This window comes from Sporosarcina sp. QA0331, from assembly GCF_055808055.1.
The window spans coordinates 1055432-1075243 of record NZ_CM147850.1 but is presented as its reverse complement, the minus strand read 5'-3'; the positions used below and the strand labels follow the sequence as shown (position 1 = coordinate 1075243).

The 19812-nt window shown below is 42.7% G+C and carries 17 protein-coding genes and 1 pseudogene; 1 reads left to right on the top strand and 17 read right to left on the bottom strand.

All coding sequences use genetic code 11. The features are described 5' to 3' along the window. Window positions 1-315: 315 nt before the first annotated feature. Window positions 316-2298: a methyl-accepting chemotaxis protein gene (locus AC0L13_RS05100; protein WP_473644620.1), complete on the top strand. Its 1983-nt coding sequence runs from the start codon at window positions 316-318 to the stop codon at window positions 2296-2298. Window positions 2299-2394: 96 nt separating this feature from the next. Here the strand turns inward: AC0L13_RS05100 and AC0L13_RS05095 are convergent, their stop codons facing one another. The 17 genes and pseudogenes from AC0L13_RS05095 to flgL all read right to left on the bottom strand — a co-directional run bounded on the left by AC0L13_RS05095 (window position 2395) and on the right by flgL (window position 19812). Beyond that, the gene (locus AC0L13_RS05095; RefSeq protein ID WP_473644618.1) at window positions 2395-3696 is read right to left on the bottom strand and encodes a Na+/H+ antiporter NhaC family protein; all 1302 of its coding nucleotides are present in this window, start codon (window positions 3694-3696) and stop codon (window positions 2395-2397) included. 175 nt (window positions 3697-3871) lie between these two features. Continuing rightward, the gene (locus AC0L13_RS05090) at window positions 3872-5179 is read right to left on the bottom strand and encodes a protoglobin domain-containing protein (RefSeq protein ID WP_473644616.1); all 1308 of its coding nucleotides are present in this window, start codon (window positions 5177-5179) and stop codon (window positions 3872-3874) included. 297 nt (window positions 5180-5476) lie between these two features. Beyond that, window positions 5477-6469, bottom strand: coding sequence for an ABC transporter ATP-binding protein (locus AC0L13_RS05085; RefSeq protein WP_473644614.1), 993 nt, complete (start codon window positions 6467-6469; stop codon window positions 5477-5479). Next, a complete protein-coding gene (locus AC0L13_RS05080) occupies window positions 6466-7449 on the bottom strand; it encodes an ABC transporter ATP-binding protein (protein ID WP_473644612.1) in 984 nt (327 codons plus the stop codon). Before AC0L13_RS05080 ends, AC0L13_RS05085 begins: the two co-directional genes overlap by 4 nt. Continuing rightward, window positions 7450-8343 (bottom strand): serine hydrolase, encoded by an 894-nt coding sequence (locus tag AC0L13_RS05075; RefSeq protein ID WP_473644610.1) that lies wholly within the window; start codon window positions 8341-8343, stop codon window positions 7450-7452. Window positions 8344-8357: 14 nt separating this feature from the next. Beyond that, window positions 8358-9254, bottom strand: a complete 897-nt coding sequence (locus tag AC0L13_RS05070; protein WP_473644608.1) for an ABC transporter permease — start codon at window positions 9252-9254, stop codon at window positions 8358-8360. A gap of 29 nt (window positions 9255-9283) precedes the next feature. Beyond that, window positions 9284-10204, bottom strand: coding sequence for an ABC transporter permease (locus AC0L13_RS05065; RefSeq protein WP_473644606.1), 921 nt, complete (start codon window positions 10202-10204; stop codon window positions 9284-9286). Window positions 10205-10267: 63 nt separating this feature from the next. After that, on the bottom strand, window positions 10268-11824 hold the full coding sequence (locus AC0L13_RS05060) for an ABC transporter substrate-binding protein (RefSeq protein ID WP_473644603.1): 1557 nt from the start codon (window positions 11822-11824) through the stop codon (window positions 10268-10270). Between the two features lie 313 nt (window positions 11825-12137). After that, entirely contained in the window at window positions 12138-12740 is a 603-nt protein-coding gene (locus AC0L13_RS05055; RefSeq protein ID WP_473644601.1) for a DUF8042 domain-containing protein, read from the bottom strand. A 104-nt stretch (window positions 12741-12844) separates the two neighbouring features. Further along, entirely contained in the window at window positions 12845-13549 is a 705-nt protein-coding gene (locus AC0L13_RS05050; protein ID WP_473644599.1) for a hypothetical protein, read from the bottom strand. Window positions 13550-13975: 426 nt separating this feature from the next. Beyond that, entirely contained in the window at window positions 13976-15157 is a 1182-nt protein-coding gene (locus AC0L13_RS05045) for a hypothetical protein (RefSeq protein ID WP_473644597.1), read from the bottom strand. 435 nt (window positions 15158-15592) lie between these two features. Then, window positions 15593-15706: pseudogene (locus tag AC0L13_RS05040) on the bottom strand (flagellin); the annotation flags it as partial. 342 nt (window positions 15707-16048) lie between these two features. Continuing rightward, the gene (locus AC0L13_RS05035) at window positions 16049-17311 is read right to left on the bottom strand and encodes a flagellin N-terminal helical domain-containing protein (RefSeq protein WP_473644595.1); all 1263 of its coding nucleotides are present in this window, start codon (window positions 17309-17311) and stop codon (window positions 16049-16051) included. Between the two features lie 242 nt (window positions 17312-17553). After that, entirely contained in the window at window positions 17554-17778 is a 225-nt protein-coding gene (gene csrA, locus AC0L13_RS05030) for a carbon storage regulator CsrA (protein ID WP_473644593.1), read from the bottom strand. Between the two features lies 1 nt (window position 17779). Beyond that, a complete protein-coding gene (gene fliW, locus AC0L13_RS05025) occupies window positions 17780-18217 on the bottom strand; it encodes a flagellar assembly protein FliW (protein ID WP_473644591.1) in 438 nt (145 codons plus the stop codon). A 94-nt stretch (window positions 18218-18311) separates the two neighbouring features. Then, window positions 18312-18866, bottom strand: coding sequence for a DUF6470 family protein (locus AC0L13_RS05020; protein ID WP_473644589.1), 555 nt, complete (start codon window positions 18864-18866; stop codon window positions 18312-18314). A gap of 55 nt (window positions 18867-18921) precedes the next feature. Further along, window positions 18922-19812, bottom strand: coding sequence for a flagellar hook-associated protein FlgL (gene flgL / locus AC0L13_RS05015; RefSeq protein WP_473644587.1), 891 nt, complete (start codon window positions 19810-19812; stop codon window positions 18922-18924).

Here is a 19812-nt window from a genome sequence, read left to right as displayed (position 1 = left end):
TCTTACACAAATCGACAAAAAATCGGCTCATTGTCGTGCCTGTGCAAGACACATTTATGACAATTCAACTAAAATTATAAAAATAAAAATAAACTCAACCGTCATTTGAGACAGTTGACCTATTGGTTTTGGTTATACATTTGTAACTTATAATCTGAATAGTTCTTTACTCATTCACCGAAAAGAAAGCGTTTCTAATATAAAAATTAATAAGAGAAACTATTTTGTTCACCCGGTTGGGAAATCACTTGAATCGCTACAGAATTTGTCGAAATAACATATATAGATCAAATTTACTAGGAAGGGTGAATATTTATGGTCAAATCACTAAAAATTAAGATCATCTTCACAGCTCTAATTCTATTCTTTGCGGGAACCTTACTCATGGCCTTCATGCTTAATGGCCAGGTGAAGAAACGGTCGCTGGAAAGTGTTATCGATTCAAGCGACGCTATTTCGAGCCAGATGGGTTACTCTGTGGAAAACTTCCTTGCACAATATTCGAAAGGAATAGATGCACTTACTGACTCGGATGAAATTATGAACTTCGCTGGCCCTAGTGGTTCAAGTGTAAGTGAAGCGGAGTTGATTCAAAGACTGAAAAACTTCTTGGGCGTCTATTCCGATGCAGTGGCAGTCTATTATGCACTACCTTCTAAGCATATCAACATTTATCCGGTGTCGGATTTGACTGGCTTCGATCCGACAAGCCGTCCATGGTATGAAATCGCGATTGCTGAACCGGGCAAGGTTCAATGGTCGTCACCGTACATCGATGAGGTCAGCGGCAATTTCATGATTACTGCTTCCATTGCTGTCGAGAAGAACGGAACTGTAGTCGGTGTGGCCGGGGTTGACCTCATGTTGACCGCTATCGCCGAAATGCTGAACTCGACGTATATTCCGCATGATGGCTATTCCGCACTTTTTGACGAAAACGGCACAGCGATTGCGCATCCAACAAAAGGCGGGGAAAACTTGATGGAGATTGCCTATGTCAAGAATATGTACGGTTCTGACCAAGGGAATGAGACATACAATGATGAGAACGGAGACAAGATGATCAACGTCCATTCAACCATTCCCGAGTTTGGTTGGAAGGTCAGTACAGTGTATGAAGAGAATAACCTTATGGAAATGTCCCGTCAGCTGCTATTTTCAATTTTCATCATTTCAATTACCACACTCGTCGTAGTCGGAATCGGCCTGTACTTCCTCATTAGCAGAATGCTTAAACCGATTGCACGTCTTCGAAGCTTGATGGATGAAGTAGCAGAAGGCGATCTGACCGTCCAATCGGATATCCGTACGAAAGATGAGATTGGACAACTTGGCGAAAACTTCAACAAAATGATTGTCAACATGCATGGCATTATTTCCGTTGTTAATCAATCCGCTGACCATGTCAAGACAAACTCTGAAAGTTTGAGTGCCGTGGCAGAAGAGACGAGTGCGTCAAGCTCGGAAGTCGCACATGCCGTCAATGAAATTGCACATGGCGCTTCCAGATCCGCGGAAGATGCCGAAACGGTCACTGAAAAGGCAGATGAACTTGGCAGGCAGATTAACGATATTACGGAACGTGCGATTTCAATGAAGACAGTAGCGGAGCAGACAGGCAAGATGAACACGAATGGCCAAACCCAGATGCACAATCTTCAACAGAAGTTCGAATCATCAGGCACAAATCTGAAGTCTATGAACGACGCCATTAGTGCCCTTGGTGAAAAGGTAAAGGAAATCGGTGGAGTCATGGAAACAATCACTGATATTTCCTCACAGACAAACCTTCTTGCACTGAACGCAAGCATTGAAGCGGCTCGTGCAGGCGAACACGGAAAAGGCTTTGCAGTCGTTGCAGAAGAAGTCCGGAAACTTGCGGAAATGTCTGCGCGTGCTACGGAAGAAGTTAAAGAGACCGTCTTGCAGTTACAGGAAGAATCCCGACTCGTAACTTCTCAGATGGATGAAACAATCGCTACGTTCCGAGACCAAGAAAGCGTCGTCCAGGAAACGGAAAAGACATTCGCCCAACTCTCCGATTTGATGGAAAATATGCAGGCTTCAATCGATTCGATTTCCAATGAAATTCAGAGCGTAGCCCGTCGTAAAGACGAAGTGGCAATGACAATCCAGACGATGGCGGCCACATCCCAAGAAACAGCAGCCGCATGTGAAGAAGTTAGCGCCTCAACCGACGAGCAGCTCAGGGCAATACAATCAGTCACAGATGCTGCAGAATTACTGACAGACTTGAGTGAAAAACTGAACCTTGCAATTGACCGTTTCAAGATGTGAAACAACAAATAAATCCCGCATTGGCTAAGAGCCAGGCGGGATTTATTATTTGTGTTAAGACTATTCCGGTTGATTTCATCAATTCAATCCAAATTCCTACCCTGCTTTCTTAAACCGCGGATATCCAATCAATATCGCCACAACGCAGCAAATCCCCATCAGTACTGGGTAAAACGAATAAACGATGATGCTTAACGGTGAAATCGCCGCTAAGCCTGCCGCTGCCAATACTTGGACACCGTACGGCAAGACGCCTTGCCAGACGCTTGAGAACGTATCAAGCAAACTTGCGGATTTACGCGGATCGATACCGTACTCATCGGCAATGCGCTTTGCAATCGGCCCCGTAATAATGATGGCGATTGTATTATTAGCAGTCGCAATATCCGCCACGCTCACTAATCCCGCAATCCCGAATTCCGCGCCTTTTTTCGACTTGATCTTGTGGGTGATGACCCGCAATAAGTAATCGATGCCTCCATTATGCTGAATGATCCCGACGATTCCGCCGATCAAAATAGAAACAATCGCTAAATCCTCCATTGATATAATCCCAACAGATGCTGCCTGCAAGAAGCTATCCAACTGGTAAGAACCATCCAGCAAGCCAATGACACCGGCAAATATCGTTCCGCCAACGAGGACGATCAATACATGCGCGCCTAACAATGCGGCCACTAAAACAACCAAATACGGCAAGATCTTTATAATTTCGAATGGGTATTCACCGGTAAGTTCCGCTGAATTGCCATGCGTCAACAAAGCAAGGAGAATCATCGTCAGTATCGCTCCCGGAAGAACGATAAAGAAGTTCACTTTAAACTTATCCTTCATTTTTGTCTGTTGCGTCCTGACCGCCGCAATTGTCGTATCCGAAATCATCGACAAGTTATCCCCGAACATCGCGCCGCCAATGACCGTTGCCATGGCAAGCGCTACAGGGATGTCCGTTTGAGCGGCAATCCCTACCCCGATCGGCGCCAACGCGACAATCGTGCCCATTGATGTCCCCATCGAAATCGATATGAAACAGCCGATGACAAACAAGCCGACAATGAGCAGATTCGCAGGTAGCAGAGACAATCCTAGATTGACCGTCGACTCAACGGCTCCCATTCCTTTCGCCACTCCAGCAAAGGCACCTGCTAAAAGAAAAATGACTGCCATTAAAATTATATTCGGATGCCCCGCATGCTTCATAAATACATCGACCTTTTTACTGAACGTCTCTCGCCGATTCATTACGAGCGCCACAGCAGCCGCTATAAGCATCGCCACATTCAAAGGCATATTTGAAAAGTCTTTCGTCAAAATTCCTGACCCAATAAACAGGACAACAAAGACAATAAGCGGCAAAAACGCTAAAAGACTCCCTTTTTTCAATTGTTCATTCGACATATGCATTCCTCAACTTCATCATTTTCAAATATTGGTGGCAGTTCATATCAAGTACTGCGAGCTACCCAGTATAACATAAAAATCAGCTATTCATTCGAGTAAACTACTCGTTCGAAAGCTGATTTTGGTTGCATTTTTTTAAGCGTGCAATGATTGGTGCAGTAGAACGGAATAATTATTGAATCAACTGACTCGCCGATGCATTCAACTCCTCCACCGCATCGATAATACGGTCCGTCGTCACTTCTGTATCCTGAATGCCACTTAATAATTGAGTCATATCCGCGTTTGCCTGATTCACATACGTGATATTCTCATCCATCGCCTTCACGATGCTCTCAAACGATTCTTTCATCTGTTCAAAGCCTTGCCTTCCGTCTGCAATTCGGTCATCGACAGCGGAGAGCGTATGTACTGTTTCATCAATCATTTTATGATTCAGCCTGACTAACTCTGTAATCCGAAAAATAGAATCCCTCGTCATCTCGGCCAAATTCTTGATCTCCTGCGCGACAACGCCAAAACCCCTTCCATGCACACCCGCACGCGCTGCCTCGATGCTTGAATTCAACGCCAATAAATTCGTCTGGTCCGCAATATTTTTTACAATATTAACTACCTCCAAAACTTCCTTGGACGACTCCGTCACTTGCTTCACCATCATTTGAATTTCAGCGGAGCCTGTCTGGATTTGCATGATTTTCCCGTTCAGCACTTCCATCTGACTGTATCCTTCCTGCGCCATTGACCTTGTAACCATCGATTGTTCAGATGTCTTATGAATGATCCCCGAAACGTCGTCCGCTCTCTTGACTAATTTCTCTACCGATTCGCGCGCATTCTCTATCAAAGAATGTATATTATCACTCATAAAGCCAATGGAAGACTTGATCTCTTCGCGGACCTTCCGATTCTCCTGCGCAATCCCATCCGAATAGCTGCGATGGTATTCTTCCAACACAATTTGCTGTTCAAAGTTGAACACTTTTGCAAGCGCTCGGATAAAACGATTCGCTAGACTTTGATCTGTAATTTCCGTCATCACGAATTGAACGATGCCATCCTGCAGCAATTGAAAAGCGCCCATATACCATTGAGGTTCCAGGCCGATATGATAGTGAACCTTAGCAATTGTCAACCGCTGCTCACGAAACGCCTCATCAAACTGTCCCTCCAGCATTTCCCTCACATGGTTCAGCAACGTCGTCCGCAACCGATCCGTCGTACTATGTACATCAATGATTCCTTTAAGCGCAGGAATCGCCAATACCCTCGAATAAAATCCATCAACAATCTCTTCCAAATGAGGTGCAATCACAATACCAACTTGCTTCAAAACTTGTAAATCATCGACACTCAAATCGATGAAATCCACTTGTCGCTCCACTTGCTCATTCTGAAAGGAAAGCGTAACGAATTGCTCATCAATGACAGAAACCCCTTCTGACCGATCCACCTTGAATAAACCTTTAAACCCACCCATCATACAAAAACCTCCCCTTAGTAGTACATTAATCCCTATATTTATAATATAATTTGTTTTCCAGTAATTACAAAGGTCTGTGTTATTAATTCACAATCTTGTCATGAGATGGTGGCGGGATTGTGACGGAGGGCGGTGGCCCTGTTTTGGTGCCTGTGCAAGGTGCAATTATGACTATTTATCTCAAAGCATATAAATACTAATAAAAGTCAACCATCGTACGTGATAGTTGACTTATTGTTTTTCTCTATGCAATTGTAGTGCATTTTTTCTTACAAAGGCACCATAAAAAGCACCTTAAAAATTGTTACGGTATTCTTCATCATACATATGGCAACTTACGGTTCTTACTGGATTGATAGAGATTTCCTTCGGTACTGCTGTTTTGCAAACGTCTTTGGCAAATTGGCATCGCGGATGAAACGGACATCCTGAAGGTGGTGAAGCAGGGTTTGGGACATCACCTTTTAATATAATTTGTTCTTTCTTCATGTCTGGATCTAACGAAGGGACCGCTGACATTAAAGCTTGCGTATACGGATGCAAAGGATTTTTGAATAGCTCCTTTTTTTCAGCAAGCTCCACGATCCTCCCTAAATACATGACGCCGATTCGATTACTGACATGCTTGACGACGCTCAAATCATGGGCGATAAAAATATAGGTCAGCCCCAATGTCTCCTTCAACTCTTCGAATAAGTTCAGAATCTGGGCTTGTACTGAAACATCCAATGCCGAAACTGGCTCGTCCGCAATAATAATAGCGGGATTGACCGCGATGGCCCTCGCAATTCCGATCCGTTGCCTTTGCCCTCCGCTGAACTCGTGCGGATAGCGTCCGATATGCGAAGGACTCAAACCGACTTTCATCAGTAATTCCGCAATCATCTCTTTTCGTCGCTTCGCATTTCCCCCAATCTGATGGGTCGACAAGGCCTCGTCCAATATAGCGCCGACCGTCATTTTCGGATTTAAAGATGCATACGGATCCTGAAAGACGATTTGCATTTCACTCCGCAAATTCCGTAATTGAGAACCATTCAACTCTGTCACTTCCTGGCCTTCGAATTGGACAGAACCAGAGCTCGGTTCAATCAATCTCAATATACTTCGTCCCATCGTCGATTTCCCACATCCACTTTCCCCGACAATGCCAAGTGTTTCGCCCCGGTATACTTGAAAACTAATGCCATCCACTGCTTTCACAAATCCGTTATTTCTTTTAAACAAGCCCTTACCGATTGGGAAATGTGTTTTTAAATCATTAACTTTTAGCAACGGTTCGCTCATACCAGTACCGCCTGCCCCTCGTACAACCAACATCTGACTGAGTGGTTACCCAATTGGAATAAAGGCGGATTTTCTTCTTTACATTTGTCCAATGCCCTTTCACATCTTGCCCTGAAAGGACAGCCTGCCTGGATGTCTCCTAAATTCGGAACAGTTCCATGAATTGGATTCAGCCGCGCTTCATCCTCAGCCTCCAAAGTTGGCACAGAATTCAATAAGCCTACTGTGTATGGATGTTTCGGCTTCTTAAACAATGAACTAACATCCGCCTCTTCAACAATCTGTCCGTAATACATGACCATTACACGATCCGCCATTTCTGCTATAACACCTAAATCATGGGTAATTAAAAGGATTGCAGTTTTGTATTCCTTCTGCAACGTATCCATCAAATCCAATATTTGCGCTTGTATCGTTACATCCAATGCCGTTGTAGGTTCATCTGCAATCAACAATTTTGGGTTACATGCCATCGCCATTGCAATCATGACACGTTGACGCATACCTCCTGACAACTGATGAGGATACTCATCGACAATTTTCTCAGAGCGAGGTATGCCGACTTTCTTCAGAATTTCTATCGTTCGAGCTTCAATTGTTTTCGGGTCACCCGCATCATGCAATAACAGCACTTCGCCAATTTGCTTGCCGATTTTATGAACCGGATTCAAAGAAGTCATAGGCTCTTGAAAGATCATTGACATTTTATTCCCACGGATAGCCCGCATTTCTTTTTCACTGCATGTATTCACATCTGTATCGTCAAGCAAAATTCTTCCTTCCGTAAACCCGGCATTCTTCGGAATCAACTGCATAATCGAAAGTGACGTCAAGCTCTTCCCGCATCCCGATTCTCCAACGAGTCCAAGCGTCTCCCCTTCATGGATATGGAAATTCAGTCCTTTTACCGCAGGAATGACGTCACCTTTCTCTCCATGAAAGAAAATATGCATATCTTCTACTCTTAAAAGCTCTTCCATCTACCGAGCCGCCCCTTCCAAAAAATAATCGAAGGCGATTTTCGCAATACGGGCGATCGGTTCATTCCCTTCGTAGTCGAGCGTTTTGCCGACAGAGAATACTGTGATGACAAATTCACCTTTCGAATCAGGCAAATAGACGATACCCGTGTCGTTATACACCGTTCCTAAACTCCCAGTTTTATTGGCGACCTTCGTGCCTCTTGGCAATAAACCCGGAATGCGCTGCGTATATTGTTGGCGGAGGAGGATATTGCGGATATCGGTTGAACACGCTTCAGAGTAGATTTCCCCTCTCGCAATCTTCTCCATTAACCAGTTCATATCACGGGTTGTGCTTACATTGTTTTCCGTGCTATCTTGAAAAACGATGCTATCTCGATCATAATGGCCTGCTATCAATGTGTTGATAATCTGATCGAACATTTCATCACTATACTCTGTAGGCGAGATACCCGCACACAAACTTAACAGCTCCCAAATCGAATGTTTAACATGAATATGTTCCAGTCCATGGGATCGCATATAATTCTGTACAGTTTGCGCATTCACCATCGACAACAACTTGTCCGTCGCCATATTGTCACTGACGATGATCATCATCATTGCCAAGTCTTTAATCGTCGGGGATATTCCAACATCCATTTCCTGAAAAACCCCGGAACCAGGGACTCGATCATCTCTTTGTAGCTCGATCCTTTCGTTGACATCGATTTCACCTTGATAGATGGCATCATATAAAGCAGCAAGTATCGGTACCTTTACAACGCTTGCAGTTTGAAAGTAACGGTCGCCTTGTATATGAACTTCTTCGTTTGTCTGTAAATGTTTGATTGAAATGCCAAACGTGGCGTCAATTCCATTGATATACGATTCGATTTTTTCCTTTAGCAACCTGATCGCCCCCACTATTTAAGCCTAGGATCCAAAGCATCCCGCAACCCATCACCCAATAAATTGAAGCCTAAAACAACGAGCATAATTGCAAGCCCCGGGAATAATGTCATCCACCATGCTTGGCTTAAAAATGATTTACCTACGTATACAAGCGCACCCCATTCCGGATTCGGCGGTTGTGCCCCCAATCCAAGGAAGCTAAGTGCCGCGGCGGATAAAATGCTGCTCCCGAATTGAATCGTTGCAAGTACGATAATTGGCGAAGCGACGTTCGGCAAAATATGTTTCACGATGATCTTCCAGTTTTTCACGCCTAACGCTCTTGATGCTTCCACATATTCCGTTTCTCGAACGGACAAGACAGAGCCTCGGACAACCCTTACGAATGAAGGAATGACTGATATCGCCACTGCAATCATCGCATTCGTCAACCCGACCCCAAGAATCGAAACGATGGCAATCGCCATAAGCAATGAAGGAAAAGCCATCAATATGTCCATGAGCTGCATAATATACATATCAAGCCTTCGATAATAGCCTGCGATGACCCCTAATATGACGCCGATCGTCCCCGAAATGGAAACGGCAACTAGCCCCATTAGCAACGACACGCATCCGCCATATAACATTCTTGTGAATAAATCGCGCCCGAATTCATCCGTCCCTAGCAAATGCTTAGCACTTGGCCCTTGTAAACTGTCTTCGAATATCATTTCATTGACAGGATACGGACCGATGAACGGTGCAAGGGTGGACATTGTAATGAAGAACAGGAGAATCCCGGCTCCTACGAGAGCGCCTTTATTCTTCTTGAGCTTCTTCCAAAAACTCCGATACTTCGAGTGCGTTTTCGTTTCAACTTCTTCTACATAAACAACCGGTCCGTTCCCGGTGTCCAACTGTTTCAAATTCCCATTCCCCCTTTCATTCCCAAGCGTCAGTCAAATCGAATACGCGGATCCAGCTTTGTGTAAAGCAAGTCCACAATTAAATTCGCAAGTATGATCATCGAAGCCATAAACAAAAGCAATCCTTGGACAGTTGGAATATCTCGCGTTGAAATTGCGGACACGACTAAGCTGCCTAGGCCAGGCAACGCGAACACTGTCTCCGTTACGACTGCTCCTGCCATTAAATAACCGAACTGCATTCCGATGACGGTTACAACCGGAATGAGTGCATTTTGCAAGCTATGGTGGAAAATGAGTCTGTAGAGGCTTGCCCCTTTTGCCTGCGCAGTCCTTATATAATCCTGCTTTATGACATCGAGCATACTTGAGCGCGTCATCCGAGCAATCGTTCCAGCTGTCCCTAGTCCTAGCGTAATTGAAGGCAATATGAGCGAGTAGAACCCGCTATATCCCGAAATCGGGAAAATGCCGAGCTGATAGGAGAATAGGAGAATTAAAAACAACGCAATCCAAAAACCTGGTGCAGAAATCCCAACGAGCGCTATCAGCATCGCCAATTGATCGTAAATCGTATTTTGCTTCACAGCCGCAATGATCCCCATCAAAATCCCGATGATCGACCCGAAAACGACACTATACAATGCCAATTGGGCTGTAATCGGGATACGGTTTAAGATCTCCTCCACTACTGTGTAACCGGTAATGTAGGAAGTTCCGAGATCTCCTTGAACAGCATTTAACATATACGTCCAATATTGAGTAATGATCGGCAAGTCCAATCCGAGTCGGCTTTCCAGCTCCCGAATCGATTCTTCCGTTGCAAAATCACCTAATATATACGTTACCGGATTGCCCGGCACGAGATGAATCATGAAGAAGACAAGCAACGAAACGCCAATCAAAGTGATTCCCATCGTCAACAGACGCTTCAGTAAATAAGACGACATTTCATGCACCCCTATACATACGGGAACACGGTCTAATACAAGACTGCGTTCCCATGAAATCGACTATTTTGCCACTTTGACGTTTTCCCACATAATGAGATTACGTTTCGGATGAATCTCAAATCCCTCAAAATTCCGGATTGCTGTAATGTTTTCTTTTACATATAGAGGAACCCATGGAGATTGCTCAACTAATAGTTTCTGTGCTTCCTCATACAGCTTCAACCGTTTCTCCTGATCCATTTCAACTGCGCCTTTTTCCAGTAAGCTATAAATCTCTTCCACTTCATAATGGAGACGAGTCGATTTTCCATCGCCGAATAGAAGGAAGTTCAACACATCTGCGTCCAGCCAACCGAAGCTCCATAGAAGCATTTCATGCGCACCCTTCGGCGTCTGCTCGATAATTGTTGCTGATTCCTTCACCGATATGGATAGGTCAATTCCGATTTCCTTCAATTGATTTTGAATGATTTGCGCTGCGCGTTGGTTTGCAGGATCATCATCGACCCACATGTCCACTTTGAACGGATTGCCATCCTTCATGACGATGCCGTCTTTATTCGTATCTTTCCAACCCGCTTCAGATAATAATTGTTTCGCTTTATCAAGATCCCTCGAATATTTATTACGAGCCATCTCTTCGATTTCCTCGTTATATCCGAACGTCGCTGGCGGCAGCGGTCCATATACTGGCTTCGCTTCGCCTCTAAACGTGTTCGTAATGATCGAATCCCGATCAATTGCAAGTGCAATCGCCTGTCTTACGCGTACATCCTGAAAAATCGGCTTTTTATTATTCCATCCAAGATAGCTCAACACATAATTCGGAACCCGTACGATCGTCACACCATCTTCCTTCTCAAGCTCTTCGATATATTGGTATGGAACGCTGCCCAACACATCGACATTTCCTTTTTTGAATTCAAGAATCCGTGTCTCTTCATCAGGAATGAAACGGAATGTCACTTTTTCAAAGCCTGGCCCATCCGATCCCCAGTCAAATTTATCGCTCGGCTCGTACACTAACGAATCTCCACGCTTGATTTCCTTAAGCTTCAAAGCACCTGTGGCACTAGGATTTTTTTCGAATCCTTCTCCGTTACTATCAAGAACTGATACATCAATCGGAGATAAATAATCCGAAGTGGCATTCGTGAAGAACGGAGCGAACGGCTCAACCCATCGAATCTTAAATACATATTCACTAACAACTTCGATACTTTCGATGTCGCCTGCATTCGTTTTGAAAGGTGACGATTCCATCAACCGCTCAAACGACTTTTTCAGAGCCTCGGCATTCACAGGCTGTCCGGAATGGAATTCAACACCCTCTTTCAGTTCAAATGTCACTTCCTTGCCATCCGGCGAAACAGTATACTCCTTCACCAAATTCCCAACGATATTCCCATCATCGTCATACTTCATCAACGGATCATACAACGCAGAGTTCGCATCTCCCATCGACGACGTCCGGTGCACATCAACCGAATCAGGCTCCGAAATCGCCGCAACGATGATTTCCCCATTCCCTTTCTTCGCCTTCTTCCCTCCGCAACCGGAAAGGACGAGTGCGAAGACAATCATAGTGAGAAAAAGAAGCGTGAATGTCTTTTTCATTTGCAAGTTCCCCCTTTATTCAATTTTGTGGAGCGAGTTGTGTTATGGCTTTTCTTTATATTTGGTGGATTCCTCCTTTGGGACTCGGAGTGGTGCTTGTCCGAGAATAGGTTGTCGGTGATTGTTACAACTATATATATTCGGGGGAGGTGGAAAAATGATAGATTGATGGGGAAAATAAAAAGCATTGATGATCTTTTGTGTGATCGTCAATGCTTTTCGTTATTCGTATATGATCGTTTGTATTATCAGCGTTCCATTTTTAATACGGTACTAATAACCGCTCTCCTTTAAATCAAAAAGTCTTTTCGAATTAATTTAAATCCCTACGAACAAACTCCGAATCAATCGTCTCTCCAAATTCCTTCTTCAACCGTTCAAAAATCGGCAGCAGTCCATTCTTAATGATTGTCGAAATTTGAACATTTTTCTTCTTTTCAACTGCTTTTCCAAGCTTCGACAACTCTGCTTGCATGCTGGATGTCACCTGTTGATACATTTCCGAGTTCGAAGGGCGTTCTTTGCTATTGCAAACGACTTTCAACATATCGTTCAGCCATTCCACTCCGCCTAACAGCATTTCAAATCTGTCCCATGTATCGCTCGTCGGAACACGTTGGAAGTCATTAGCAAGTGCGCTCACTTCAGGAATTGCACGCTGCAAATATTCCTCTGCTGACAAAAGGACATCATTCATGAATTCCTTTTCTGTCTTAATAACAACTTCAAGCTCCTTGATCTCCTCCAAGTTGCTCTCCAAAAACTCCTCGTGCTCGTCGTAAACTTCCGTACCATCTGAAATAAAATGGCTGAAATAATACCCTTCCGTCACGCTCTCATTAATCCGTTCAATCACATCATCCGCTGACGGCTTCTCTTTATACTCAATATGTTGCTTGCCAATAATTAATTTCAAAATGTTTCCTCCATCAAATCCAATTTTGCAGTACTATTGTTTATATCGGTCAGTATGGACATTATTTCAGTTTTACAAAAGTGCATAATGATTCCTGAGGAATACTATGCTTCCCCTTTCGTTAGATCTAACACGAATTCTTCCACTCGCCTTTTCGGTAACTGATATACTTGTCCCTTGCTCATACCACGCTCCTGCTTCATTTGCGCCACCATCTGATCCCAATTTCTCCGCAAAGCTGTAGGGGAAAGGATAACTGTCCGCCAGAAATGATGTTGCTGTGACCAAGTTATAAGATGCTGGACCTGTTCAATTGTTCGCTGATCATTCACAACGATGCGCTTCATGTCATTTGTCCATTTCCCCAGATTGGGCTCCCTCAGGTCGGGATGATTGCTACGAATTCCTTCAAGTAACGCCAGTGCCAGTTGAGTATACCCGGATGATTCATCGTAAACAGCTGTAGGATAATTAATTATTACTTTCTTTTCATTCTTAACATTCTTGTTAGGTGTTAACTGTCTGTTAGCGGTCTGTTGACTGTCTGTTACATCGCGTGTTCTAGATCTGTCATCACGTTGATAAATAACCCAATTCACAATGGTAATAAGCCGATTTTGATTTGTTGATTCGTCTGTCAAAAATCCATATTTCGCAAATCGTTTCAGAGCTGTACGGATTTTCTGCACGCTAACAGCTTTGCCGCATTTTCGCTCAAGAGACGGCAGTGACGTTATCATTTGACCCGGCTGCAACGAATATGAAACCCCTTTCCATTTCCACTGCCTTTCTTTGTGTGTCGCCATCATCAGTAACGTTACCAAAATCACTTTCTAATCCGACGTCGCATTCGTCCAAATTGGCTTATCCAACAATGACCTATGTACTCTTATCCAGCCTTGTTCCACCTTTCTTCACCTCAATTAGTTAATTGTATGGACAACCGCTTCGCTATCTATATAGGCTGGTCCTCCGCGAAAGAATACAGTTTGGTGAATTTTATTAGAGGGACTAGGCAGTGTTTTAGACAGAATTCAATGCAATTTACAAGTTTCTTTCAAAAAAATGAAAATTGAATAGTATTTCCTAGTAATTGTAGTAATTCAATAAACGAATCATCATTTCAACTACCCTATTTATAGTTTATATAATGCATAAAATTTAAAAACACGGCTGGAAACCCCGGCCGTGTTTTGTCTTTTGCTTCAACAATGTGGAAGTTTTTGCTTTTTATTTTACTTTTGCAGCTTTTCCAATTCCTGTTTTAATAAATTTACTTCTTGCTTATTTTTCTCAGAATAATTTTCAATAATTTCATTAACCTTTTTTTCAATGATGTCTATGTTACTTTCATGATTATATTCTAAATAAACAAACACAGCTATTATTCCAATTACTGTTGTGATTAAGAAGATTGTAAACTTATTATCCTCAATTTTAGAATCAAAAACTAATGTTTTTAATATATAAAACAAAATTAATAGACACAATATTATAGAAAGGTTCATGGCTAATATATTTGCCGTAAAATTACTTTCGATTTTAGGTATTGCACTTATATTTACACCAAGGACTGCAAATGCAGCAACCAATATGGAAAGTATAGTTGCTACATCTTTATAAAAATCATCGATTTTATCACTATGTTTTATTATTAATTTGTTTATTTTTTCAATATCCTGCACTTGTGACTCTTTGTTTTGTTCGAATTCTTCTAACAAATGTGTTTGATTTATTTTTGTCTTATTTATACCTTCCAATATATTCTTTTGCTCTTCCATTAACTTGACAGTCCGTTTACTCGCATTTAAATGTAAGTAATGTAGTCCTTTGCTTGTTAATTTTATTTGGGATTCATTAGAACTTATTAAATCTAAAATACTACCAAAATAAAGTATTTTATAGTAATTGCGAATTTCAGAATCCTTCCCTTGGTACTCATGAAAATATTCTTCAAGAAAAATATGCTTTTCTTTTTTGAAAAGCCTATGTAAATTATATCTATATTGCGTTGTAGGATCTATAATTAAAAAATTATTATCATATAGCACCGCTTCAGATTCGTTTTCAATATCAAATTCGACGGGTTTATAATAATCAATATATCCATTCATAAATAAAATTTTGATGAGCTTTCTGAATTCCCCTTCATCAATCTCTGAATTCTTCATTAATGAATACAAATTTTTACTTGGAAATTCACCGAAATCCGTTACTTGGAAAGATGAATCTGAGTAAATAATACTCTCCAATATCGATAATATCTTTTCTTCGGACTTGTTATCTTTCAATAACTCATTTAGTTCCATACCTAAGCCTTCATTGAACTTAGAAATTTCTAGCTCCTCTTCAATAAGTTCTTTTTTTACCTCTAGTCCATCTAATTCTATATAATTCATATTTGCTAAATTTTTCATTGATCACATTCCTAAATGAATTTATTCAAAAACGCGGCCGGAAATCCCGGACCGCGTTTTATTAACCAGATTAACGTAGAAGTTGAAGTACGCCTTGTGGTTGTTGGTTTGCTTGCGACTTGTCTCGTTATTTCTAACAAGGTCAGACTATATCTTCACCCTTATATAAGGGGCTGGGCACTTCGAATGTTACGACTCGTAACACCCTACGGATTTCATCGTCGTAGCGGATGCCTTAGACGGTATATCCTAGTCGTTGAACGTTCCCCACGGTTTCCCGACAGGGGCTTCGCTGCTGATTGTCCAATCTCTTCGTTTTTCAAGCCATCGCGATTACCGTTTCCAGTTGCGCTGTGGCAGAAGAGCTCTCAGGAGGTTCCAGCAATTCACCCAGTGATAATCTTAACTGTTACCAGTTAAGACGCCCGTACAACATTACCGTAGGAGTTGAAGTACTCCTTGTGGTGTTTGTTGTGCTTGAGCCAACATTGCTTGTGCTGCTTGAGTCAAGATGTTGTTCTTTGTGAACTCCATCATTTCTTTCGCCATCGTGCGAACATTAGCTTTCACTAATGACCAGACTATATCTTCACCCTTCGATTGCTCGGTAGGGGTCGGGCACTTCGGATCGGCAAGGTACTCAGTCTTGCGTTTCCTATGGATTTCATCATCATGGCTTGTGCTGTAGATGGTATACCCTAGTCGTTGAACCTTCTCCACTCTTTCGAGACAGGAGCTTGGCTGCTGATTGCCCAATCTCTCTTCTTTTCAACCCGTCACGCTTACTGTTTCCAGTTACGTTGTGGGGAAGAAAGCTTCAGGGGTTTCCAGCAATTCACCCGATCGTACTCACTGACCGTTACCAGTCAGGACGACTTTGTCTGTCACTGCTTACGCAGCAGCTAAGACATAATCCACGTCGCGGATACGTGATTCCGCAGCTGTTAAGTTTTCGGAAGCAGCACCTAAGTTATTAATCGTATGTTCTAAGCGGTTTTGGAATGCACCAAGTTTTGAACGCTCACCGGAAACTTGTTGGATAGCATCGTCCAATACTTTGATAGCGTCATTCGAACCGTCTTTCGTCAATAAATTAATATCTTTTACATAATCACCGTTCGCCTTATCCCCTAGGACATTAGCACTGATTTCACTGATATCGATTTTCATATGTTGATCCTTATTCGCACCGATTTGTAGCGACGCTCCGCCACCAGTAACTGAAACAGTTGCTGTGTCAGTCGCAGCACCTTTGGCAGTAAACTCAGCACCCTTATAGGTAATAGATTGGCCAATACCTGTTACTTGTTCTGTTGCTCCATTTGGCGCTTCAACAGTAACTACTGCATCAACACCTGCAGCAACAGTACCACCAAATTCTGCTGCATCTGCTCCACCTAAAACTATTTCAGCATCTGAGCCAAAAGATGTTTGTGTTAAAGTGATTTCTGCAGTACCAGACGCTTCAACACCTGTAACGTCTTTATATTCATTGATTTTCGCAACAATTGCGGCTGTATCAGCGTTTGTCATCCCGCTAAAATCAATTTTAGTTCCATTAATAACTAATTCTTTTCCAGAAACGTCTGAAGCTGTTGTGAAATCTGTCCCACCTGCTGCTGCAGTTGCTTTTGTAGCAGCTGTGTCTACTGTAAAATTATAATCACCTTTTGTAAGACCTGTTGCAGTAACAACACCCAATACATCTTTATCACTTGATGTTCCATTTACACCAAGACTACCGTTCAGTAATTTTTTCGTATTAAACTCAGTAGTTTCAGAAATGCGGTTCACTTCAGCTTTTAATTGTTCAACTTCTTTTTGAATTTCTTTACGGTCATCTAAAGTATTTGTGTCGTTGGATGATTGCACAGCCAATTCACGCATACGTTGAAGAATTGCATGTGTTTCATTTAGTGCACCTTCAGCAGTTTGGATTAAAGAAATACCATCCTGTGAGTTTTTCTGAGCCATGTCCAAACCGCGGATTTGACCACGCATTTTTTCGGAGATTGCAAGACCTGCTGCGTCGTCTCCTGCACGGTTGATTTTAAGACCTGAAGATAGTTTTTCTAGGTTCTTAGATGCTTGTGTGTTGTTAGCACCTAGTTGGCGGTGTGTGTTAAGTGCCGCGATATTGTGGTTAATTCTCATTGTAATTTTCCTCCTTGAGTGTTTATGGGTTCACGTCCTTGTGACCCTAAGTAATTTGTTGCTCACGGAGTAAGAGCCGGCCGAACTCGTTACTGCCGCTTACAATATTAGTATCGGACAAGTTGGTTAGGAGTTTAGCGTTTTCTAAAAGTTTTTGTTGAATTTTGGTTTATTATAAGGAAAGTTTATTGCGGTTTGAAAATGGACGCCTGGAAGTATTCCAAGGCATCCATTTTGAAGTGTTATTGCTCTTTCTTTGTTAGTTGAGAGAAGAGGGAAGTGTCTAATGTAAGTGCTTCTGTGTTTGTTTCTGTGATTGACTGGATGAGTTCACCTCGAAGGATGTCTACATTTTTCGGAGCTTCTATGCCGATTCGGATTGTGTCGCCCTTAACTTCAAGTATGCGAATCTCGATGCCATCGCCGATTTTGATTGTTTCATTTGTTTTACGAGAGAGGACTAGCATGTCATTTTGCCTCCTTCGGTTGGCCAATTGTGTGGCGGGTAGTAAAACGGTTGTCGTTTATGATCATTTGCTTTGCTTTTCTGCTGTTCATTTGGAAGATGAGTGGTGCTTGCAAGTTGATGGTCGATGTTTCGAATGGCTGTTTCAGTGTTAGAATGCCTAGTACGAATACATCTTCCGGTTTTTCGATGTCGAGCAGTTCGATTGTCGGTTCATCGATGTCGAATGAGTAGTCTGCGACTAGCGTGTATGGATTAGTGACGATGAACGCAACCGATGATGTATTGGAAGACTGTAAGACTTGGAAAATATCGTTTCCTTCAATAGGAAGAAGAATAAATTCCTTTTCGTCTTCAAATCCTGGAATACCTTTTGGGAAGTTCCATAGTTGGTCCGTATGGATTTCGATTTCGCCATGGAATTTTGTTTGGATGTTCATATGTTTTCGCTCCTTTGCTGATTCGATCAGTTATTGAATAGCATAGCATGTTCTAGTTTTCTTGCATAAAAAAAGAACGTTTTGGTTACGTTCTTCATAGTTTCCAATCGATTTGGATGGAAGGATACTGTTCCATGACACCGGTCACTTTGCCTTGTGTATAGTTATGGATCGGTTTGTTGATTTGGACGTCTAACACCGGTTTTTGCGGTGTTGCGTTGATGTTAAGTGAGCCTGGTTGGAAGGACATTTGGATTTTTGTCCGGTCGCCGACGAATTTGAAGGCCATTTGCTTTGGCGGCGGTGTACCATTCTGTTTAGCGATATCGGCGATTGCCCCGCCTCCGTTTTCGATCTGCACGAGCTGCTGGCCTTCCTGTGCTCGGCGGGCGATGCCTTCCATGAGTTGTTGCAATCCGTATTGGGCGTTTTCGGCTGAACGCCTCAACGGACTTTTCAAGTCAATATCCGCACGTACTTCAGTTGTATCAAGTGATAGTTGTGGTCTTGTCGAAGACATTTCCAAAATAGCGGCAGGTTGTTTCTGTGTGAGAGTCGCTTTGGGCTGCTCGATTTCTTGGATCGGTTTGTCGATTTGAAGTCCTAGAATGCCCCTTGTCGTTTGGATTTGCAATTGTGGAATATTCATTCGCTTCACCTTTTGGAAAGGCGCTCGGAGTGTATCCAAACGCCTTCATTATTTATTATCGTAAAAAGTCTACTAGTGATGGCTGGATGATGCGTGCGCCAACAGATAGAGCAGCTCGATGGATCGATTCCTCAGTGAGCATTTCAGTGATTACTTTTTCGTAGTCAATATCTTCGTTTTCGGATTGCTGTTTTTTCGCTGCGCCTTCTTGCATTTCTAGGCGGTTATGCATGAGTTCTGCGCGGTTGGAGCGAGCGCCGATGTCTGCACGAGCTGTAAGGACAGCATCCATTTGATTTTCTATGTCTTGTAGTGCTGCACTGAAGTCAACTCCATCGCCGTCCTCAGTAAGCTTCCCAAACAGATCATCTATGCCTTTAAATAAATTGGCAGCATCCGTATTCACTTTTAAGGATACTCCATCAAACACTTCTATTTCTACACTACTTTTGAAAGCTGGATCCGTTTCAATTCCAATGACATCCCCATTATTACCCGTTGCTTTATTATATAAGGGTTTGTCAGTCATCGTGCCGCTGAAGATATATTTATCCCCAACCTTAGTGTTAGCCAAGTCTTGTATTTGTTTTTGAAGTTGCTTTAGCTCAATCTTAATCTTCTCACGATCCTCAGGTGTCATCGTCCCTGTATTCGCAGCATTCGTCACAAGTTCTTTTGCACGGTGCAAGACTTGCCCAACGCCGTCAAGTGCATCATCGGAACTGTCGAGCCAGTTGTTCACTTCACCAAGATTCTTCTGGTAAGTGGCGACTTTGTCAACTTGCATCCGGTAGCCCATGCCCTTCATAACAACGACAGGGTCATCGGATGGACGGTTAACCTTCTTACCGGAACTCAGCTGTTCTTGCAGCTTGCCCATTTTATTATAGCTCGACGTTAAATTGCGGAGCATATTGTTCGATAGCATTGATTGTGTTACACGCAT

What these genes read in the sequence shown, in the direction of transcription:
- AC0L13_RS05090 (WP_473644616.1), bottom strand. Translation starts at nt 5,179, where the DNA reads ATGGGTGGGTTTAAAGGTTTATTCAAGGTGGATCGGTCAGAAGGGGTT.
- AC0L13_RS05045 (WP_473644597.1), bottom strand. Translation starts at nt 15,157, where the DNA reads ATGAAAAATTTAGCAAATATGAATTATATAGAATTAGATGGACTAGAG.
- AC0L13_RS05065 (WP_473644606.1), bottom strand. Translation starts at nt 10,204, where the DNA reads ATGTCGTCTTATTTACTGAAGCGTCTGTTGACGATGGGAATCACTTTG.
- AC0L13_RS05035 (WP_473644595.1), bottom strand. Translation starts at nt 17,311, where the DNA reads ATGAGAATTAACCACAATATCGCGGCACTTAACACACACCGCCAACTA.
- AC0L13_RS05085 (WP_473644614.1), bottom strand. Translation starts at nt 6,469, where the DNA reads ATGAGCGAACCGTTGCTAAAAGTTAATGATTTAAAAACACATTTCCCA.
- AC0L13_RS05050 (WP_473644599.1), bottom strand. Translation starts at nt 13,549, where the DNA reads ATGATGGCGACACACAAAGAAAGGCAGTGGAAATGGAAAGGGGTTTCA.
- AC0L13_RS05100 (WP_473644620.1), top strand. Translation starts at nt 316, where the DNA reads ATGGTCAAATCACTAAAAATTAAGATCATCTTCACAGCTCTAATTCTA.
- AC0L13_RS05060 (WP_473644603.1), bottom strand. Translation starts at nt 11,824, where the DNA reads ATGAAAAAGACATTCACGCTTCTTTTTCTCACTATGATTGTCTTCGCA.
- flgL (WP_473644587.1), bottom strand. Translation starts at nt 19,812, where the DNA reads ATGCGTGTAACACAATCAATGCTATCGAACAATATGCTCCGCAATTTA.
- fliW (WP_473644591.1), bottom strand. Translation starts at nt 18,217, where the DNA reads ATGAACATCCAAACAAAATTCCATGGCGAAATCGAAATCCATACGGAC.
- AC0L13_RS05020 (WP_473644589.1), bottom strand. Translation starts at nt 18,866, where the DNA reads ATGAATATTCCACAATTGCAAATCCAAACGACAAGGGGCATTCTAGGA.
- AC0L13_RS05095 (WP_473644618.1), bottom strand. Translation starts at nt 3,696, where the DNA reads ATGTCGAATGAACAATTGAAAAAAGGGAGTCTTTTAGCGTTTTTGCCG.
- csrA (WP_473644593.1), bottom strand. Translation starts at nt 17,778, where the DNA reads ATGCTAGTCCTCTCTCGTAAAACAAATGAAACAATCAAAATCGGCGAT.
- AC0L13_RS05080 (WP_473644612.1), bottom strand. Translation starts at nt 7,449, where the DNA reads ATGGAAGAGCTTTTAAGAGTAGAAGATATGCATATTTTCTTTCATGGA.